Annotated in this window: 20 protein-coding genes; 8 read left to right on the top strand and 12 right to left on the bottom strand. The window is 71.3% G+C overall.

Features of this window, described 5'->3' with window-relative positions; translation table 11 throughout:
* Positions 1-253 precede the first annotated feature (253 nt).
* Positions 254-1,663, top strand: coding sequence for a type I glutamate--ammonia ligase (gene glnA, locus ACFYOY_RS11270; protein ID WP_351899325.1), 1,410 nt, complete (start codon positions 254-256; stop codon positions 1,661-1,663).
* Positions 1,664-1,739: 76 nt separating this feature from the next.
* Here glnA and ACFYOY_RS11275 read toward each other — a convergent pair whose 3' ends face one another.
* From ACFYOY_RS11275 to ACFYOY_RS11290, 4 genes are all read right to left on the bottom strand, one after another.
* The gene (locus ACFYOY_RS11275) at positions 1,740-2,330 is read right to left on the bottom strand and encodes an Ig-like domain-containing protein (RefSeq protein ID WP_351899320.1); all 591 of its coding nucleotides are present in this window, start codon (positions 2,328-2,330) and stop codon (positions 1,740-1,742) included.
* A gap of 360 nt (positions 2,331-2,690) precedes the next feature.
* The gene (locus ACFYOY_RS11280; protein ID WP_351899315.1) at positions 2,691-4,046 is read right to left on the bottom strand and encodes a hypothetical protein; all 1,356 of its coding nucleotides are present in this window, start codon (positions 4,044-4,046) and stop codon (positions 2,691-2,693) included.
* Between the two features lie 129 nt (positions 4,047-4,175).
* Complete coding sequence (locus ACFYOY_RS11285; protein WP_351899310.1) at positions 4,176-5,393, bottom strand: Ig-like domain-containing protein; 1,218 nt, start codon at positions 5,391-5,393, stop codon at positions 4,176-4,178.
* Positions 5,394-5,745: 352 nt separating this feature from the next.
* Positions 5,746-6,384 (bottom strand): LysE family translocator, encoded by a 639-nt coding sequence (locus ACFYOY_RS11290; RefSeq protein ID WP_388586156.1) that lies wholly within the window; start codon positions 6,382-6,384, stop codon positions 5,746-5,748.
* A gap of 364 nt (positions 6,385-6,748) precedes the next feature.
* On the opposite strand from ACFYOY_RS11290, the gene ACFYOY_RS11295 reads away from it, so the two are divergent.
* Positions 6,749-8,581, top strand: a complete 1,833-nt coding sequence (locus ACFYOY_RS11295; RefSeq protein ID WP_351899305.1) for an ABC transporter ATP-binding protein — start codon at positions 6,749-6,751, stop codon at positions 8,579-8,581.
* A gap of 91 nt (positions 8,582-8,672) precedes the next feature.
* Here ACFYOY_RS11295 and ACFYOY_RS11300 read toward each other — a convergent pair whose 3' ends face one another.
* Together ACFYOY_RS11300 and ACFYOY_RS11305 are read right to left on the bottom strand one after the other, a co-directional pair.
* Positions 8,673-9,185, bottom strand: coding sequence for an inorganic diphosphatase (locus tag ACFYOY_RS11300; protein WP_351899302.1), 513 nt, complete (start codon positions 9,183-9,185; stop codon positions 8,673-8,675).
* Positions 9,186-9,268: 83 nt separating this feature from the next.
* On the bottom strand, positions 9,269-9,970 hold the full coding sequence (locus ACFYOY_RS11305; RefSeq protein WP_351899299.1) for a TetR/AcrR family transcriptional regulator: 702 nt from the start codon (positions 9,968-9,970) through the stop codon (positions 9,269-9,271).
* Between the two features lie 102 nt (positions 9,971-10,072).
* Here ACFYOY_RS11305 and ACFYOY_RS11310 point away from each other — a divergent pair, with 102 nt between their 5' ends.
* From ACFYOY_RS11310 to ACFYOY_RS11320, 3 genes are read left to right on the top strand one after another with little or no spacing between them, the layout of a single operon-like run.
* Positions 10,073-11,146 carry a medium chain dehydrogenase/reductase family protein gene (locus tag ACFYOY_RS11310; RefSeq protein WP_388586159.1) on the top strand — a complete coding sequence of 358 codons (1,074 nt, stop codon included), beginning with the start codon at positions 10,073-10,075 and terminating at the stop codon, positions 11,144-11,146.
* Positions 11,143-12,606: a carotenoid oxygenase family protein gene (locus ACFYOY_RS11315; protein ID WP_388586162.1), complete on the top strand. Its 1,464-nt coding sequence runs from the start codon at positions 11,143-11,145 to the stop codon at positions 12,604-12,606. The genes ACFYOY_RS11310 and ACFYOY_RS11315 overlap by 4 nt, the downstream gene beginning before the upstream one ends.
* A gap of 33 nt (positions 12,607-12,639) precedes the next feature.
* A complete protein-coding gene (locus tag ACFYOY_RS11320) occupies positions 12,640-13,284 on the top strand; it encodes a GntR family transcriptional regulator (protein WP_388586165.1) in 645 nt (214 codons plus the stop codon).
* Between the two features lie 86 nt (positions 13,285-13,370).
* Here ACFYOY_RS11320 and ACFYOY_RS11325 read toward each other — a convergent pair whose 3' ends face one another.
* From ACFYOY_RS11325 to ACFYOY_RS11340, 4 genes are all read right to left on the bottom strand, one after another.
* On the bottom strand, positions 13,371-13,514 hold the full coding sequence (locus ACFYOY_RS11325) for a hypothetical protein (protein ID WP_388586168.1): 144 nt from the start codon (positions 13,512-13,514) through the stop codon (positions 13,371-13,373).
* 24 nt (positions 13,515-13,538) lie between these two features.
* The gene (locus ACFYOY_RS11330) at positions 13,539-13,751 is read right to left on the bottom strand and encodes a hypothetical protein (protein WP_388586170.1); all 213 of its coding nucleotides are present in this window, start codon (positions 13,749-13,751) and stop codon (positions 13,539-13,541) included.
* Positions 13,748-14,557 (bottom strand): carbon-nitrogen hydrolase family protein, encoded by an 810-nt coding sequence (locus ACFYOY_RS11335; RefSeq protein ID WP_351899284.1) that lies wholly within the window; start codon positions 14,555-14,557, stop codon positions 13,748-13,750. The genes ACFYOY_RS11330 and ACFYOY_RS11335 overlap by 4 nt, the downstream gene beginning before the upstream one ends.
* 177 nt (positions 14,558-14,734) lie before the next feature.
* Complete coding sequence (locus ACFYOY_RS11340) at positions 14,735-16,087, bottom strand: MFS transporter (RefSeq protein WP_351899281.1); 1,353 nt, start codon at positions 16,085-16,087, stop codon at positions 14,735-14,737.
* Between the two features lie 246 nt (positions 16,088-16,333).
* On the opposite strand from ACFYOY_RS11340, the gene ACFYOY_RS11345 reads away from it, so the two are divergent.
* Positions 16,334-17,047 carry a DUF2848 domain-containing protein gene (locus tag ACFYOY_RS11345; protein ID WP_351899278.1) on the top strand — a complete coding sequence of 238 codons (714 nt, stop codon included), beginning with the start codon at positions 16,334-16,336 and terminating at the stop codon, positions 17,045-17,047.
* A 161-nt stretch (positions 17,048-17,208) separates the two neighbouring features.
* Here the strand turns inward: ACFYOY_RS11345 and ACFYOY_RS11350 are convergent, their stop codons facing one another.
* Both ACFYOY_RS11350 and ACFYOY_RS11355 read right to left on the bottom strand, forming a co-directional pair.
* Positions 17,209-17,649: an SPW repeat protein gene (locus ACFYOY_RS11350; RefSeq protein WP_351899275.1), complete on the bottom strand. Its 441-nt coding sequence runs from the start codon at positions 17,647-17,649 to the stop codon at positions 17,209-17,211.
* Between the two features lie 169 nt (positions 17,650-17,818).
* Positions 17,819-18,190, bottom strand: coding sequence for a 5-carboxymethyl-2-hydroxymuconate Delta-isomerase (locus ACFYOY_RS11355; protein ID WP_351899270.1), 372 nt, complete (start codon positions 18,188-18,190; stop codon positions 17,819-17,821).
* A gap of 156 nt (positions 18,191-18,346) precedes the next feature.
* On the opposite strand from ACFYOY_RS11355, the gene ACFYOY_RS11360 reads away from it, so the two are divergent.
* Entirely contained in the window at positions 18,347-18,478 is a 132-nt protein-coding gene (locus ACFYOY_RS11360; protein WP_269146383.1) for a hypothetical protein, read from the top strand.
* A gap of 72 nt (positions 18,479-18,550) precedes the next feature.
* Positions 18,551-19,150 carry a winged helix-turn-helix domain-containing protein gene (locus tag ACFYOY_RS11365; RefSeq protein WP_351899261.1) on the top strand — a complete coding sequence of 200 codons (600 nt, stop codon included), beginning with the start codon at positions 18,551-18,553 and terminating at the stop codon, positions 19,148-19,150.
* The last annotated feature ends 42 nt before the right edge of the window (positions 19,151-19,192 follow it).

Below are 19,192 nucleotides of genomic sequence, written 5' to 3' on the forward strand. Positions count from 1 at the left end.
CGTCTACGTTACTGCGACCGCATACGTTCCCCGGGCCTGGCCCCCGCCCGCTGGTCCCGGGCAGGCCATTCGGTGCCTTTTCCGAGGCCACGAGGTCCCCGTAACCCCCCTCGGGCCGGTTAACCTGGGTGAAACAAATGGGTCATGCCCGGGAAATCCCGTCTGCCTATGGTCGGCGACAGCGCGCCACCGCACATGGACCGCGCGACCGGACAAATCCCCGTCCCACCGCGGCCGGGCTAGGAGGAGTTGGATGTTCCAGAACGCCGACGACGCTCGGAAGTACATCTCGGACGAGGACGTCAAGTTCGTCGACGTCCGCTTCTGCGACCTTCCCGGCGTCATGCAGCACTTCACCGTACCGGCGGAGGCGTTCGACCCGAACGAGGAGCTGGCCTTCGACGGCTCGTCGATCCGCGGCTTCCAGGCCATCCACGAGTCGGACATGGCCCTGCGCGCGGACCTCTCCACGGCGCGTGTCGACCCGTTCCGCCGGGACAAGACCCTCAACATCAACTTCTTCATCCACGACCCGATCACGGGTGAGCAGTACAGCCGTGACCCGCGGAACATCGCCAAGAAGGCCGAGGCGTACCTCGCGTCCACCGGTATCGCGGACACCGCGTACTTCGGCCCGGAGGCGGAGTTCTACGTCTTCGACAGCGTGCGCTTCGAGACCAAGGCGAACGAGTCCTTCTACCACATCGACTCCGAGGCGGGCGCCTGGAACACCGGCGCGCTTCAGGACAACCGTGGCTACAAGGTCCGCTACAAGGGCGGCTACTTCCCGACTCCGCCGGTCGACCACTTCGCCGACCTGCGCGCCGAGATCAGCCTCGAGCTGGACAAGGCCGGGCTCCAGGTCGAGCGCCAGCACCACGAGGTGGGCACCGCCGGTCAGGCCGAGATCAACTACAAGTTCAACACGCTGCTGGCCGCGGCCGACGACCTGATGCTGTTCAAGTACATCGTCAAGAACGTGGCGTGGAAGAACGGCAAGACCGCGACCTTCATGCCGAAGCCGATCTTCGGTGACAACGGCTCGGGCATGCACGTCCACCAGTCGCTGTGGCAGGGCGGCTCCCCGCTCTTCTACGACGAGCAGGGCTACGCGGGCCTGTCGGACACCGCCCGCTACTACATCGGCGGCATCCTCCGGCACGCCCCGTCGCTGCTGGCCTTCACCAACCCGACGGTGAACTCCTACCACCGCCTGGTCCCGGGCTTCGAGGCGCCGGTCAACCTGGTGTACTCGCAGCGTAACCGCTCCGCCGCGATGCGTATCCCGATCACCGGCTCCAACCCGAAGGCCAAGCGCGTCGAGTTCCGCGCCCCGGACTCCTCCGGCAACCCGTACCTGGCCTTCTCCGCCCTGCTCCTCGCGGGTCTGGACGGCATCAAGAACAAGATCGAGCCTGCCGAGCCGATCGACAAGGACCTCTACGAGCTCGCCCCCGAGGAGCACGCGGGCGTCCCGCAGGTCCCGACCTCCCTCCCGGCCGTCCTCGACTCCCTCGAGGCCGACCACGAGTTCCTCCTCCAGGGCGGGGTCTTCACCTCCGACCTGATCGAGACCTGGATCGACTACAAGCGCACCAACGAGATCGCCCCGCTGCAGCTGCGTCCGCACCCGCACGAGTTCGAGCTCTACTTCGACGTGTGATCCGTACCGGCTCCGGCCGGGCCCCCGCCGCCGCCCCGATGGGCGGGGGCGGGGGCCCGGTGTTTGTGCTGAGGGGTCACGCCGCGGCGTTGACCGTCTGGGTGTCGGTGCCGGCGGACGGCAGGAAGCCGGTGTCGCCGTTGTAGAGGGCGACCACGGGGTAGGTGCCGACGCCGAGGGTGTTGAGGGACAGCGTCGCGGTGCCCCCCGACAGCGGCTGGACGAACGCCCCTCCGCCGGGGGCGCCGATGATGAAGGTGACCGTCCCGGTCGGGACGCCGGTGCCGGGCCCGACCGGGGTGACGGTGGCGGTGAACGTCACCGAGTCCCCCTGCGTCGACGGATCCGGCGCCGAGGACACCGAGGTGGTGGTCGCCGACTGGACGACGAGGATGACGTTGGTGCCGGTGGAGGGGGAGAAGTTGGTGTCACCGTTGTAGTTGGCGAGGACGGCGTGGGCGCCGACGCTCAGGCTCGGGACGGTGACCGAGGTGGTCCCGCCCGACAGCGTCCCGGTCACGGTGGGGCCACCGGTGACGACGAAGGTGACGTCGCCGGTGGGAGTCCCGACGCCGAGCGGGATGACGGTGGCGGTGAGGGTGACCGACTGTCCGGACGAGGCGGGTTGGGGTGAGACCGTGACCAGGGTGATCGTGGGCGTAGCCATGGTGGCCCTCCAAGTGGTGTGGGGTGGTGGGCCGTTGCTCGCCACGCATACGGGAACACGGCGCGGCGGTGCATCGGAGGCTAGGGGGTGCGCACTTACGGCGATCCATGCGGGGAGATCCCCGCGTCGCCGTCCCCCGGCAGATGGGGAACCCACCGGTCTGTAGCACCAGTAGGCGCGCGACTCGCCGCCACCGCCATAGAGTTGCCGCCTCATTACCCCGGATAGCGCAGCGCTCGACGGCCTTCCCCGCGCACACCACCCGCCTCGTGCGGCGCGCGTCCCGCACGGTCGGGGCACCGCGTACGCACCGCGCGCATGCGGGTGCTGTGGGGCTACCGCGGGCGCGTCGGGCCGGGGTCAGCCGCTGTCGCCGAAGCCTCCCCCGAAGCCACCGCCGAAGCCGCCGCCGTCGCCGAAACCACCGCCGAAGTCGCCTCCCCCGGCGTCACCGCCGCCCCCGCCGTCGCCGAAGCCGCCACCGAAGTCGCCGGTGTCGTAGCCGGGGCCGAGGGACCCGCCCAGCAGCGTGCCGATCAGCAGCCCGGGCAGCAGCATCGAGCCGTATCCGCCGAAGTACCCGTTCGCCCAGGGCCCGTAGGCCGGACCGGCCTCCCAGTACGGGCGTCGCCGGTCGCCGCCGACCGGGACGGTGCGGGAGTCCGGATCGAGGCCGTCGTCGATGCGGGTGGCGTCCGCGGCGCAGGCGGGGACGGAGCGCTGAGTGCCGCCCGAGGGCGCCCACGGGACGTCCCGGACCGAGGGGCCGTGGCGCGGGTCGAAGAAGCACGGAGGGCGGCGCTCGGGCAGCGGCCCGCCCTCGCGACGGGCATCGAGCACCGCCAGCGCGAAGCGGCCCTCCTCCAGCGCCTCGGTCACCGGCCGTACGTCCGCGGGGCGCCGGGCGGCGGCCGACTTGGCCTTCGCCTCCTCGTAGGCGTCCAGGGCGCGGCCGTAGTCGTCCGCCATCTCGGGGGTGGACGCCGGGTCGGCCGGGTCGAAGCCGGTCCGGCTGAGCTTCTCCCCGTACGCGGTGATGTCCTCCTCGACCGCGCCGCGCACCTGCTCCAGCTCCGCCCGCTCACGCTCGCGGCGCTTCTTGCGGGTGCGCCGCAGCATGTAGAGACCGCTTCCGCCGACGGCGGCCAGAATGATCAGCACCACCACCGTGTCCCCCACCGAGAGACCGGTGGAGTCCCGCGCGCCCTGGTCGCCGCCGGTCCCCTGGCCGCCCCGGTCGTGGGTCGCCTTGGCCGCGTCGGTCACGAAGCCGTCCAGGACCGCCGCGAGGTCGCGCGGGTGCTGCCGCAGGTTCTGCTCCGCCAGCGCCTGCGAGGTGCGTCCCGGCAGCACCGAGGTGTCGGAGGCCGCGCCGAAGGAGGAGCCGAGCGCCACCGCGTAAATACCCGGACGATCGACGGCGGCCCGCAGCCGCCCGAAGACGCGCTCGCCTCCGTACGCGGGATTGTCCGGCAGGACGGCCACATAGATGGGCACGCCCGCGTCGCGGATATGTGCCACCAGGCGGCGCGCCTGTCCGGCGCTCAGTGCGTCGGAGGCGCCGGGATCGACGTATACGGGGCTGTTCCGCAGCGCCTTGCCGATCTTGTTCACATCCGTTTCGGCACGCGCACCTCCGGCGGTGAGCAGCACCGCCGTCAGAGCGACGAGGACGGCCAGCAGCAGCGTGCCCCATCGCGGCGTCTTGACGGACACACCTCGCAATTACCCGTATAAGGCTCATCTATGCGTGGATCCGGCTTTCGGCACGGGCCGGTGTCCGACGTGCGTGGCTGGGCCCCGCCACTGCCCCTCCCGGCGGTGGCGGGGCCCAGTGCTGTGGGATCAGCTCGTGGCGGGCGCCGTGCCGCTCTCCGGCTCGGTGACGACCTGGGTGAACTCGGAGACGCCGGAGGCGCCGAAATTGGCGTCCCCCGAGTAGAAGGCGTCGACGTCCCAGTTGCCTGCCGGCAGCGTCACCTCGAAGAAGGCGAATCCATTGGCGTCCACGGGCGGGCTGGTGATGATGGCGTCCACACCGTTGGTGAGGGTGAAGGTGACCGTGCCCGTCGGGGTGCCGTCGCCGGGCGGGATGGCCTCCACGAAGGCGACGAAGTCGATGGGCGTGCCCGCCTCGGCCGGGTTGGGGTTGGAGCTGATCGTGGTCCTGGAGTCCGCCGGGTTCACCACCTGCGTGAGCGGCGCCGACGCCGACGTGGCGAAGTTGGTGTCACCGCTGTAGGTGGCCGTCACGGTGTGCGACCCCGCGCCCAGGCCGCTGGTGATGAACGTCGCCGTGCCACCCGACAGCGGCTGCGTGAACGTGCCCCCGCCCGTGCCGGAGACCACGAAGGTGACCGATCCGGTCGGGGTGCCGGTCGCGGGCGGGTTCGGCGTGACCGTGGCGGTGAACGTGACCGGCTGCCCGAACGCGGACGGATTCGCGGAGGACGTCAGGGTCGTGGTCGTCGCCGCGGGGCCGGGGTTCACGGTGTGGGTGTCGGTGCCGGTGGACGGCAGGAAGTCCGTGCTGCCGCTGTAGATGACCACCACGGCGTGGGTGCCGGCACCGAGGGTGCTGAGGGTGAGTGTCGCCGTGCCGCCGGACAGCGGCTGGGTGAACGTGCCGCCCCCGCTGCCGCCGATGACGAAGGTGACCGTGCCGCCCGGCACGCCCGTGCCGGGCGCGACCGGGGCGACCGTGGCGGCGAACGTCACCGGCTGCCCCAGCGTCGAGGGATCGGGCGCCGAGGTCACCGTGGTCGTCGTCGACGCCGGGATCACCAGGACGGCCGTGGTGCCGGTGGACGAGGTGAAGTTGGCATCGCCGTTGTAGGTGGCGGTGACGATGTGGGTGCCGCCGCTCAGACCGCTCGCGGTGACCGAGGCCGTCCCGCCCGACAGCGTCCCGTTCAGGGTGGGGCCACCGCTGACCACGAAGGTGACGGTGCCCGTGGGGGTTCCGGCGCCGAGCGGTATGACGGTGGCGGTGAGCGTGACCGACTGCCCGGAGACCGCGGGGTTGGGTGACGCCGTGACCAGGGTGACCGTGGGTGAAGCCATGACGGGCCCTCCAAAAGGAGTGGAATGGTGGGCCGTTGCTCGCCACACGCGACCGCGAGCGCACGTGGCGGCTCAGCGGAGGCCAGGGGGTGCGCACTTACGGCGATCCACACGGGGACATCCATCCCCGCACCGCCGTCCCCCTGCAGATGGGGAACCCACCGGTCTGTAGCACCAGTAGGCGCGCGACACACCCCCAACGCCAGAGATACACCCCGAATTACCCCATATAGCCCAGCGCCCACTCGCTCTCCCAGCGCACCACCCACCCCTCACACGGCGCGCGCCGCCCCTCCCCAACTCCCCGCGCACGCGTGGCGCGCGGAGGGCGCCGCGACGTCAGAGGGCGTGGCTAGTCCGTGCGGCCGGTCACGGCGACGGTGACGCCGAGGCCGATCATGGAGAGTCCGCCGACGCCGCCGACCAGGGCGAGGCGTCGTGGGGAGCGGGCGAACCAGGTGCGGGCAGTGGCCGCGGCCAGGCCCCAGACGCTGTCGGAGACCACCGCGATGGCGTTGAAGATCAGGCCGAGCAGCAGCATCTGCAGCGTGACATGCCCCTGGTCGCGGTCGACGAACTGGGGCAGTACGGCGGCGAAGAACACCATCGTCTTGGGGTTGGCCACACCGACCGCGAACCCCTCCCATAGCGTGCGCAGGCCCCCATGGGCGGGGCCGTCGCCGGTGAAGGCGGCGTGCAGCGAGCGGCGCTGCCGTACCGCCTTGACGCCCAGATGGACGAGATACGCGGCGCCCACCAGCTTCAGCGTGGTGAAGACGACGGCAGAGCGCTCCACCACGGATCCGACACCCAGCGCCACGGCCACGACCAGCGCATACGCCCCGAGCGTATTGCCGATGACCGTGGTCAGCGCCGCGCGGCGGCCCTGGGACAGTGCCCGGCCGACCACGAAGAGCACGCTGGGGCCGGGGATCACGATCAGCAGAAGGGACATGGCCGCGAAGGCGAGCAGCCGGTCGATGGACACCATGGGGCGCATCGAAGCACGCGAACGGGGCGCGGCTCCAGTCGTTTTCCCGGTCGGCTGAGGTCGGTCGAGGCCGCGTGACCTCGGCTGAGTCCGTCTGAGATCCGCTGAAGCGAGGGGGCCGCCTGGTGCGATGCGGCCGCTCCACGATCGGTGGACCTCGCCGTAAACCACGGGCGCCCGAGTCTCGGTCTGCGGCAATCTGAGGCATACCGAACGGAAAACACGCCCTCAGGGGGGATTTGTGCCGTCCCGAACCACGGAGCAGGCGGAACCACCGGAACAGCCATCGAAGCAACCGCCGGAGCAATCGTCGGAACAACCGCCCGAGCGGCCCAGCGAGGAGTTACGGTTCCGGCCGCCCGCGATGACGGCCTTGGAGAAGAACCCCGTCACCACCCGGGCCATGGCCCGCAGACTGCCCCAACTCGTCCGCCGCTCCATGGCGTTGGCCTGGAAGGTGGACCGGACGGCGGTGGTGGCGCTGCTGGTGTGCCAGGCGCTGTCGGGCTTCTTCGAGGCGTTCGGGCTGCTGGCCACCACGGGCACGATCACGGCGCTCATCTCCTCCGGCCACATCACCGACCGGCTCCGGGACGCGCTGCCCTCGATCGCGGTGCTGGCGGGGGCGGCCGGGCTACGGGCGCTGCTGGGGATCGCGGTCAGCAACATCTCCAGCCGGCTGTCTCCGCGGATCTCCCGGGAGGCCGAGACGCAGATGCTGGACGCGGCGATCAACGCCGAGCTGGCGGCGTACGACAACCCCGGGTTCAACGACAAGTGGGACGCGGCGGACCGGGGCGCCGAGGTGGCGCAGGATCTGATCACCGAGTCGCAGCAGCTCATGGCGTGTCTCTCGTCGCTGATCGCGGCGGCGGGTGTGGTCACCGTGCTGCACCCGGCGCTGCTGCCGCTGTTGCTGCTGACCGCGTTGCCGCAGGGGATCGCGGGGATGAAGGCGGCCCGGGTGCACTACGAGACCAGTCGTGCGATGAGCGCCGACCGGCGCACGCTCGGGCTGCTGCGCTGGTACATGGTGGACAAGGACATCGCCGATCAGCTCCGTTCCGGCACCATGGCGGAGTTTCTGCTGAAGCGGTACCGGGCCATCGGGGCGCGGGTGGACGCGGCCACCGACACGGCGGTCCACCGGGGCGCGCGGTACGCGGTGCTGGGGGCGGTGGCGGGAGGGCTGGCGTCCGGGCTGGTCTGGGTGTCGCTGGCGCTGCTGCTGGGCGCGGGGCAGATGTCGGTGGCGTCGGCGGGTACGGCGGTGTTCGCGCTGCGGACGGTGGGCGCCTCGCTGCAGGGGATGGTCGGTTACGGGACGCGGCTGTTCCGTACGGGGCTGTATCTGGACGACTGGGCGGAGTTCATCGAGGAGGCGGGCGGGCACCGGATGCGGCGCGGCACCCGGGTCCCGGCGGCGCCGCGGGTGATCAGGGCCGAGGGGCTGACGTACGCCTATCCGGAGTGCGACGCCCCGGCCCTGGACGATGTCACGCTCGAGGTGCGGCGGGGCGAGGTGCTCGCGCTGGTCGGGGAGAACGGCTCGGGCAAGACCACTCTGAGCAAGCTGCTGACCGGGCTCTATCTACCCACCAAGGGCGCGGTGACCTGGGACGGCGCGGATGTGGCGGGGCTGGATCCGCAGGCGATGTGGCGGCATACGGCGGTCGTGCCGCAGGACTACGCGCACTGGCCGCTGTCCGCCCGGGACAACATCACCCTGGGCCAGCCGCACGGCGGGGACGAGGCGGTCCGGAAGGCGGCGGTCCACTCCGGGGCGCATGAGGTGGTGGACGGGCTGCGCAGCGGGCTGGACACCCTGCTCGCCCGGCAGTGGTGGGGCGGGGTGGAGCTGTCCGGCGGGCAGTGGCAGCGCATCGCGCTGGCCCGCGCGTTCCACCGGCCCGCCGGGCTGCTGGTGATGGACGAGCCCACCAGCGCGCTGGACGCCCGTGCCGAGCACCGGATCTTCGCGGGGCTGCGGCGGATGGCGCAGGACCGCGCCGTCGTCCTGGTCACGCACCGGCTGGCGAACGTCGCCGTGGCGGACCGGATCGTCGTGCTGGAGCGGGGGCGGGTGATCCAGCAGGGCACGTTCGCGGAGCTGACGGGGTCCCGCGGGCTGTTCCGGGAGTTGTGGGAGCTGCAGAACGACCGCGGGGTGCCGGCGCCACGCGGGGAGACGCCCTGAGCACCGGCGCCGCACGAGGAGAGCCCTGAGCGCTGGCGCCGCGCGGGCGGCTGGCTGGCTGGCTGGCTGGCTGGCTGAGCGTCGGTCCTGCTCAGGGGCTCGGGAACCAGCCGGTGGCTTCGGCGGCACGGGCGCGGGAGGCGGCTATTTCGGCGTAGGCCCGGTCACGGCCCTCCCAGTGGGAGCCCTCGACGGACTTGCCGGGCTCGAGGTCCTTGTAGACCTCGAAGAAGTGGGTGATCTCCCGCCGGTCGAATTCGGGGACGTCCTCGATGTCCTGGACGCCGACATAGCGCGGGTCATGGGCCGGGACGCAGAGGATCTTCTCGTCCGGGCCCTGCTCGTCGCGCATGCAGTACATGCCGATGGCCCGGCAGAGGATGACACAGCCGGGGAAGGTCGGCTCGGCGACGGTGACGAGGGCGTCCAGCGGATCACCGTCCCGGCCGAGGGTGAGGTCGACGAAGCCGTAGTCGGCCGGGTACTTCGTCGAGGTGAAGAGCATCCGGTCCAGCCGGATCCGGCCGGTGTCATGGTCCATCTCGTACTTGTTGCGGGACCCCTCCGGGATCTCCACGACCACATCGAACTCACCGTGCTCCATCGCGGCCTCCGGTCACCCGTGCGCTCCGCTGTCCTTCCAGTGTGCGCCCGGCCCGCAGGGCGGGCAGCTCGGACCTGGACACCTCAGCCGCCTCGCACGAGGGCGTCGATCTCGGCCTCGAAGAGGACCGAGGGGTCGAAGCCCATGCCCGTGAACTGGCCTTGCACATCAAGGCTGATCACGCCGTGGAGCCGGGTCCAGGTGCGCAGCGCACGGCCCTTCAGCTCGCCACCGGGCTCCTCCCCGGTCGCCCAGGGGCCCGCGCCCTCCAAATGGCGCGCCAACGCGGCCTCGAGCTCGGTGAGGGGCTGCCCGCCGCTCATGGCGGCGCCACTCCCCTCGGCGCCACCGCTCCCGCCGCCGACGGTGGCGCAGGCGTCGACGATGGTCCGCATCATCCCGGCCGCGATCTCGGTGGTCTCCGGCGGCGCGTGGTAACCGGGCACCGGGGTGCCGTAGATGAGCAGATAGCGGTCGGGCTGCCGCTTCGCCCAGTCGCGCAGGGCGAGGGCCAGGGCGCGGAAGCGATCGGCGGGGGTGGCGTCGGCGACGGCCCGGGCGAGGGCTTCGGCCAGATCGCGGTAGGTGTCGGTGATCAGCTCGGTCAGCAGCTCGTCCCGGCTCGCGAAATAGCGGTAGAGCGCGGGGCCGGTCATGCCCATCGCCTTCGCGATCGCGTTCACCGAGATGCCGGCCGTGCCCGACTCGGAGAGCTGGGCCAGGGCGACGGCCTTGGCCTCCTCCCGGGTCTGTTTGCGGTAGCGCTCTCGCCGTGCTGTCGCCATGGACGGGCCTCTCGTACGGGTCGTCGATTCCGGACTTGACACCTCGAGAGTAACAGGTTCATTGTTTGGTTAGAACTTCTCACAACAACGAGAAGCCCTCACATGAGAGCGAGATCCGCCATGATCACCGAAGTCGTCCTACCGGGCCAGGTGGAGCCGGAGGGGCTCCAGCTCCGCACCCGCCCGCTGCCCGAGCCCGGTCCCGGGCAGGCGCTGGTGACCATCGAGGCGTCGGGGGTCTCCTTCGCCGAGCAGCAGATGCGCCGCGGGAAGTACTACGACCAGCCGCCGTTTCCCTTCGTCCCCGGCTACGACCTGGTCGGCACGGTGGTCTCGACCGGCCCCGGGGTTGATCCGGCCCTGCGGGGCCGCCGGTTCGCGGCGCTCACGAAGATCGGCGGCTGGGCCAGCCACACCCTCGTCGACGCGGGCGATCTGGTGGAGGTCCCCGAGGGAGTGGACGCGGCGGAGGCCGAGACGGTGGTGGTCAACGGGATCACGGCCTGGCAGATGCTCCACCGCGTGGCCAAGGTGCGCCCCGGGACGACCGTGCTGGTGCACGGGGCCAACGGCGGAGTGGGCACCACACTGGTCCAGCTCGCCCGCCATGCGGGCGTCAAGGTCATCGGCACCGCCTCGCCCCGCCACCACGACGCGGTGCGCGCCCTCGGGGCCACCCCCCTCGACTACCGCGATCCGGATCTGCCCGGCCGGGTGCGCGCGCTGGCGCCCGGCGGGGTCGACGCGGTCTTCGACCACATCGGCGGCGAGGGCATCGCCGACTCCTACCGGCTGCTCGCCCGCGGCGGCTCGCTGGTCTCCTACGGCACGGCCGCCACCCGGGACATCCCCGGATCGTCCCGGGCCCCGGTGCTCAAGCTGCTCGCCCGCCTCACCCTGTGGAATCTGCTGCCCAACGGACGGGGGGCGCACTTCTACAACCTCTGGGCCGGACGGCGGCGGCTGGCCGCCTACCAGGCGCGGATCCGCGCCGATCTGGGGCGGGTGCTGGCGCTGCTGGCGAGCGGCGAGTTCACCGCAGTGGTGGCGGCGCGGATTCCGCTCTCCGATGCCGCGAAGGCGATGCGGCTGGCCGAGTCCGGCACCGTCACCGGAAAGGTGGTCCTGGTCGCGGACCAGAGCGCCCGCCTGGATGGCGAGGAGGGCGCGCGATGAGCGGCAAGCCCTTCGGCGAGCCCGGCAAGCCTGATGAGCACGGCAAGCCCGGCAAGCCCTATGTCAGCGGCCACTACGCCCCGATGGCGGTGGAGTCAACTATCTGGGGCCTGACCGTGCGCGGCTCCCTCCCTCCCGAGCTGACCGGCCGCTATCTGCGCAACGGCCACAACCCCCCGCCCGGGGTGGTGCCGTCACACTGGTTCAAGGGCAGCGGGATGGTCCATGGGCTGCGGCTGCGCGACGGAAGAGCGGAGTGGTACCGCAACCGCTGGGTGCGGACACCGGCCCTCCACAGCGCCATGGAGACGACCGCGGGCGACTCAGGGGCGGCCCCGGGCGGCGAGGGAGTGGACCCGGGCGGCGAAGGGGCGGGCGGTGCGGCCGATCTCATCGCCAGCGTCGCCGGCACCCATGTGATCGAGCACGCGGGCCGGGTCCTGGCCCTCCAGGAGGCCAACCTCCCCTATGAGTTGACCGCCGAGCTGGCCACCGTCGGCGCCTACGACTTCGGGGGAAGGCTGACCCGGGCCATGACGGCGCACCCCAAGGAGGATCCCGTCAGCGGGGAGCTGCACTTCTTCTCGTACTCCCCGTTACCGCCCCATCTCGTCTATTACGTCGCGTCCCGCGACGGCCATATCGTCCGCGAGGAGACCATTGAGGGCGCGGGGCCCTCGCTGATGCACGACTTCGGGCTGACCGAGCGCTATGTGGTGTGGCTGGACCTGCCGGTCGTCTTCGACCCCGCCGAGCGCTCCGGGATCCCCTACCGCTGGTCCGATGGCTACCGGCCGCGCATCGGCCTCATGCCACGCACCGGGCCGCCCCATGTCACCTGGTGCGAGGTGGAGCCCGGCGCCCTGCTGCATATCGCCAACGCCTACGAGGATCCGGCGGGCCGCATCGTCGTCGAGGGACCGCGCTATGACCGGGCCGCCTGGCAGACCTCCTGGAAGTGGTGGACCGGCGCCCCGGGCCACGCCACCGTCCCGCTGGTCGGCTCCCTGCACCACCGCTGGATCCTCGACCCCTGCTCGGGCACGGCACGGGAGGAGCCGCTGGACGACCTTGTCACCGAGTTCCCCACGATCAACGACGGTGTGCTGGGTCGGCCAAGCCGCTATGGCTACGCCGTCGCCTTCCCCGGCAGCGGGCTGGAGGAGTACGCACTGGTCAAGTACGACGCGGCCACCGGGGCCCGGCAGATAGCGCCGGCCGGACCGGGCCGGATGCCCGGGGAGGCGGTGTTCGTGCCCGCGGGCGGGGGCGGCGGAGGGAGCGAGGACGACGGCTATCTTCTGACCCTCGTCAGCGACCTCCGCCGGGACGCCTCCGAGCTGATCGTCCTGGACGCCCGGGACATCACGGCCGCCCCGGTCGCCACCGTGGAGCTGCCCCACCGCGTTCCCGCGGGGATCCACGGCTCCTGGATCCCCGACCCGGCCACCGGTCCGTGATAATTTTCGTATACGAGTTGTATGCGAAGCAGCATGGGGGCCCCAGTGCCAGCGCAGTCCGGACGAGAAAAGGCGTACGCGTTCCTCAAGGAAACCGTGCTGACCGATCCCGACATGCAGGGCCGGTTCCTCACCGAGCAGGAGATCGCCGACCGGATCGGCATCTCCCGGACCCCGATCCGTGAGGCCCTGCTCCTGCTGGCGGCCGAGGACCTGGTGCAGCTGGTCCCCAAGCGGGGCGCGCATATCGCCCCGCTCTCCGGCCGGGAGATCACCGAACTGATGGAGCTGCGCGGGATCGTCGAGCGCTACGCCGCCGAGCACACCATCGAGGCGGGCACGGTGCCGGTGGCGAAGCTGATGGAGCTGCTGGACCGGCAGCGCGAGCTGATGGGCCCGGACCAGGCCAAGGAGTTCATCGCCATCGACCACCTCTTCCACGCGACCATGGTCGCCGCGGTGGGCAATGAACTCCTCAACCGGCACTACGACGGACTGCGCAGCCGCCAGATCCGGGCCGGGGTGGTGGCCCTGTACAACCAGACCGGCCGCCAGGAGGAGGTGCTCGGCGAGCACCGGGCGATCCTGGACGCGGTGGCCTCCGGGGACAGGGAGACGGCCCGCACGGCGATCAGCGCCCATCTGGAGTCGACGCTGAAGGTGCTGCTCACCGGGTGAGTCACCGCCCGGCGGCCGGACGGGGGTGAGTCACCGCCCGGCGGCCGGACGGGGGTGAGTCACCGCCCGGCGCCCGGACCGGTAAGTCACCGCTCGGCGGCCGCCTCCGGATAGGTGATCACCAGCATGGTGACGCCCTCCTCGGTGACCCAGGGGCCATGCGGCATCCCCGGGGGCCGACAGGCGTAGAAACCACGCGAGAAGGTCCTGCCCAGGGTCAGATCGCGCATGCTGCCCTCGAGGAGATAGACCTCCTACCAGCCGTCGTGGCGGACGACCCCGGACGGGGACGTGTCCGTCCCCGGCTCCCAGCGCACCAGGGCGGTGCTGTGGGAGCCGCTCCCGTCCACGGCCAGGATCTGTTCGCTCACCCCCGCGCCCGCACCCGGCGGCCGCTGCCAGGGACCGGAGGGCAGATGGAACTCGAGCTCCGGTTTGGCCCCTTCGGCCTCGCGGGCGCCGCTCATGGGTTGACGCCCAGCCTGCGGTTGGCCAGGACGGACACCGTGCGGCGCACCGCCGTGACCTCGTCGGTGTCCACGTCCCCCACCAGCAGTCCGGGCCCCGCGTCCAGCCGCTCCCGTACGGTGCCGTCGGGGCCGATCAGGGCGCTGTGGCCGATACCGGTCGGAGCGGAGGCCGCGGCGGTCACGCCGGACGCCGCCGGGTCGGCCTGGCCCACGGCCGCCAGCCAAATGGTGGCGTCGAGCGCCCGCGCCCGGGTCAGCAGCTCCCACTGCTCGCGCTTGCCGGGCCCCGCGCCCCAGGAGGCGGGCAGCACGGAGAGCACCGCGCCCGCGTCGGCGTGGGCCCGGAAAAGCTCGGGGAACCGTACGTCGTAGCAGGTGGCCAGGCCGATCCGGACGCCGTCGAGGTCGAAGGTCACCACCTCGGAGCCCGGGGCCACGGTCTTGGACTCGGCGAAGCCGAAGGCGTCATAGAGATGGATCTTGTCGTAGGAGGTCTCCACCCCCGGGCCGGTGGCCAGCAGGGTGTTGGTCACCCGGCCGTCGGGCGCCGGGGTGAACATCCCGGCCACGACCACCAGCCCGGCATCCTTCGCGATCTGCCGGACCTCGGTGGCCCAGGGCCCGTCCAGCGGTTCGGCGATCGGGCCGAGCCGGGTGCCGAAGCAGGCCATGGCCGCCTCCGGGAAGACGACCAGACGCGCCCCGGCCTCCGCCGCCCGCTGTGTCTCCTGGCGCAGAAGGGCGAGGTTCGAGGCCGGGTCCGGGCCCGTGGTGAGCTGGCTCAGTGCGATGCGGAGGGGCATGGCGGGTGCTGCCTCATTTCCTGATCGGGAAGGTCGGAGTGTAGGCGGGGTACGCGGTCCCGTCCCGCGTAAGTGATCCCATCCCGCCCCTTCCCCGGCGCGGCTCGCTTTACAGCTCCGCGGAGCCGGGAGCCGGGAACCAGGTGCGGGACCGGGACGGGACGGGGACGGAACGGGTCAGGACACGGTGGTGGAGGTGGTGTGGCCGACGGGAAGCGGCTCCGGCTCCTCCTCCTGGGCGGAGGAGGGGTCCCGGCCCAGCCAGAGACCCGCCACCGTCACCACGGCGGTGACCGCGATGTAGATGGCCAGCGGCACCCAGGCGTGATAGACCCCGAGCAGCGTGGTGAAGAGCAGTGGCGCGACCGCGCCGCCGATGATCCCGGCGAGGGTGTAGGCGAGCGAGGAGCCGGTGTAGCGCAGCCGCGGGGAGAACTGCTCGGCGACGAAGGCCGCCTGCGGCCCGTACATCAGCGAGTGGATCACCAGCGCGCCGACGACCCCGAGGGTGAGCAGCGCCCAACTGCCATCCGCGACCAGTGGGAAGAACAGGAACGGCCAGACACCGGCGGCGACGGCGGCGCCTCCGTACAGCCACCGCCGGTTGACGCGGTCCGAGAGCGCCCCGGCCAGCGGGATGAGCACGATCTGCAGCGAGGAGCCGATCAGCACGGCGGTGAGCGCCGAGCCGCGTGACATGTCGAGTTCCTCGGTGGCGTAGGTGAGCACGAAGACGGTGAACATCGCGTACAGCACATCGGGGGCGACCCGGCAGAGGATCGCGGCGGTCAGCGCCCTCGGCTGGGTGGTGAACACCTCGCGCACCGGCGCCTCCGGGCGGTCCTGCGCGGCCTCCATCGCCTTGAAGACCGGGGTTTCCTCCAGCTTGGCGCGGACCCACAGGCCGAATCCCACCAGGGCGCCGGAGAGCAGGAACGCCACCCGCCAGCCCCAGCTGATGAACTGATCCTCCGTCAGCGCCGCTCCCAGCGCGGCCAGGACGCCGTTGGCCAGCAGATTGCCCGCCGGAGGGCCGACCTGCGCGGCGGAGGCGTAGAAGCCGCGTCGCCGCGGATCGCCGAACTCGCTGGACAGCAGTACCGCACCGCCCCACTCACCGCCGACGCCGACGCCCTGTGCGAAGCGCAGCAGCACCAGCGCGGCCGGGGCCGCGACACCGACCGTGGCGTAGGTGGGCAGCAGCCCGATCAGCAGCGTGGCGCCGCCGATGAGCACGAGCGTCGCGATGAGCACCTTCTTGCGCCCGATGACATCGCCGAGCCGGCCGAAGACGAAGCCGCCCAGCGGCCGGGACACATAGCCGACGGCGTACGTGGAGAACGCCAGCAGGGTGCCGGTGAAGGGGTCCTTGGAGGGGAAGAAGAGGTCGCCGAAGACCAGGGCCGCGGCGGCGGAGTAGACGGCGAAGTCGTACCACTCCAGGGCGGTGCCGGTGAGGCTGGCGACGAAGGCGCGGCGAACCCCGGACCGGTCGGCCCGGGGCGGTGCGCTCGATGCGGTGGGCTGCATGTTCCGTCCTCGAGGTGGTGCGTGAGGCTTACGTGATGGTACGTGGCGTTTGCACGGTGGTGCGATGAGATGGTCGAGGGGTGTGCGTGGGTCGACCTTCCGGCATACTTGTTGTATACCAAGCGTATGCGCAACCCCTCCGGGGGAAGTTAACCGCTTCGAAATCGCGGAAAGCGCGGTCACCGCAGCGAGCGGACAACCGCAGAAACAGCACATCGCCCCACCGTGCCTTGGAGAGCTCAGCCCATGACGACGCAGCCCACACAGCCCGCCCGGTCCTCGCTCACCTTCGAACTGCCCGATGGCTCCCTCCACCACGTGGAGGTCGTCCAGGTGCTCAACGCGGGCTACGCGGGACGCAGCCAGGACGATGTGGCCGCCCATGTCGCCGAGCTCGCCGAGCTGGGCGTGCCGGCCCCCTCCGTGACGCCCGCCCTCTACCCCGTCTCCCCCTACCTCGCCCAGCAGACCGGCCAGGTCAGCGTCCAGCACGCCCGCACCTCGGGCGAGGCCGAGTGGGCGCTGGTCGTGGCCGCGGACGGGGAGCTGCTGCTGACGGCGGCCTGCGACCACACCGACCGGGCGCTGGAGGTGCACGGCGTGGCCTGGAGCAAGAACGCGGCCCCCGATGTGCTGGCCACCCGCGCCTGGCGGCTGTCCGATGTGGCGTCCCGCCTGGACGATCTGACGCTCCGCGCCTGGGTCACTCACGACGGTGAGGAGACCGAGGTACAGAGCGGCACCCTGGCCGAGCTGCTGCCGCCCTCCTACTGGGTCGAGGTGCTGCGCGAACGCGGCGACCTGGTGCCCGGCACCGTGCTGATCTCCGGCACCATCCCGATGGCCGAGGGCGTGGACCAGTTCGCCGGGCACTGGCGGGTGGAGCTGGGCGACCCGGCCACCGGCCGGACCATCGACTGCTCCTACGACGTGGTCCCGCTGCCCGAGCCGATCGGCTGAGACCGGCCCGCACACCGGCACCAGGCGCCCGCACACCGGCACCGGCAACGCGCGAAGAGGGCACCGGCAACGCGCGAAGGCCGTCCACCGCACGACCCCCGTAAGGCGTGCGACAGACGGCCTTCGCCGATGCGCAGACGGTTCAGTGGTTCAGCGTCCGGTCAGGTCTCCCTGCCCTTCCGCATCACCATGCCGGCTGCGATCAGGCCGAACAGGCAGGTGATGGCACCCACGACGACATTGTTCGCGATCACTCCGGCATCGGGACCCCGGGCGACGACCCAGGGGGAGATGATCATCCATACACCGATCGCGGACATGGCCCAGCACAGGCTGTACATCCTCCTCGGCGCCGTGGTGAGGCCGATGCCCAGCAGGGCGATCGTGATACCGAGGACGAGGTTGTTGACCATGAGGTTGGGGTTGGTGCCCGAGAAGTGCACTACCCAGGGAGAGATGGCGAAGTACAAACCGGCGAGAAGTACCGGCCCGTCGAGGAAGACAACATCCCGAGCGTCCATCATGCGCGCGTAGCGCTCCCGCATCTCGGACACGTCGGGGTGGCCCGTGAGATCACCTTTTGCACGTGAGACGTCGGCCATTCGACTCGCCTCCTTCGATCCATGCAAGTCTGACCGCGCAGTGCGGTAAAACACCGCACCCCCATTGTGCGCCTCGCCTTGGTATATAGGTAGATGTCGGATTCGCATCAAATGACGTATAGTTCGCGGTCGGCCGCCGTACGACATGCGCACGGGAGGCAGGGGGGCGTCAGGCCGGATGGACCGCCTCGTGCTTCTCGTAGCAGTCACGGTCGAGATCGCGGACATCGACGGTGGTCTGTACGGTCAGCCCCGGCACGGGCGACACATGGGCGCGAGCCACCTCCAGCACGGCGGCGGACAGCTCCCGCTTCGTCCCGGCGTCGCGCCCGGACAGGATGGACACCTCGATATGGATCATGGCGAGGTCCGGGGCGCCGTCCGCGAGATGGGCCTCCTCTATCCGCCGGAAACGGGTCTTGCAGCCCGCCACCGCCGTGTCGACGGTCTTGGCGACCACCGGGTGCAGGGCGGCACCGAAGCCGGGGCGGTCGAACGCGTCGGTCAGGGTGTCGGAGTATTCGACGACGATATGCGGCATGGGCTTGCGCTCCTCACGGGGTACGCGGCGGCCGGTGGCGCTGCCACGTGGGGCCTCTTACGCGGGCATCGTCGCATCTGCTCCCGCCCCAGGGCCGAGCGCCCCGGGCCCGGTATCCGCTTCAGTCCCACCCCTGGTATCTGCTTCAATAGGCCCATGGCCAGCCTCCGTGACATCGCGACGGGTCGTTACGACCTCGAGCCGTTCTGGCCGTCCCGGCAGGCGCACCACTTCGACCGCGAGTGTTGCCGCGCATCCGATGCGCGGGCCCGCTCGCTCGGCCGCTGACCTCTCCGCCCGGCCGCCCAGCCCGCGCGCACGACGTCCACTGACGCCTTCTCGCGCGAAAGAGCTGACCTCATGACGAACCTCCGTGGCCTGTCGTCCGCCTCCGCTCCCGCCGCCCCGTCCGCGGCGTCCGCAACGTCCGTCCCGGCCAACCGCCAGCGGCTGCGAGCCGTCGCACCGGACGAGGTGCCGCCGGTCGCCGATCTGCTGCACCCCGGTGCCACCTGGCTGCCCGCTCCCCCGCACACCCTGCCCATGCTCCCCGGCCACCCGCCGATGGTCGGCTATCTCGTGCTGGTCCCGGCCGACCGGCAGCGGCCCGAGGCGGCGGGGCCGCCCCCGGAGGGAATACCGGCCGTGACGGGCGAAACGGGCGGGATGGGTGACGAGCTCATCCGGATCGACCCCGACCATCGGACCGCCGAGGTCGCGGGGCGGCCGCTGGACCTGACCTATCTCGAGTTCGAGCTGCTGAGCCATCTCGTCGCCCATCCGCACCGGGTGCACTCCCGCGATCAGCTGGTGACCACGGTGTGGGGGTACGGCCATGTCGGCGACGGCCGGACCGTCGATGTCCATGTGGCCCGGCTGCGGCGCAAGATGGGCCCCGAGCACCGGGGGACGATCGTGACGGTGCGGCGGGTGGGGTACAAGTACGTGCCCACCGTCTGACCGCATCCGTGCACCCATGACGCCCGCCGTGCCGGGCAGGCC

Origin of the sequence: Streptomyces sp. NPDC007875, assembly GCF_042868035.1 — a bacterium.
GTDB classification, from domain to species: domain Bacteria; phylum Actinomycetota; class Actinomycetes; order Streptomycetales; family Streptomycetaceae; genus Streptomyces; species Streptomyces antimycoticus.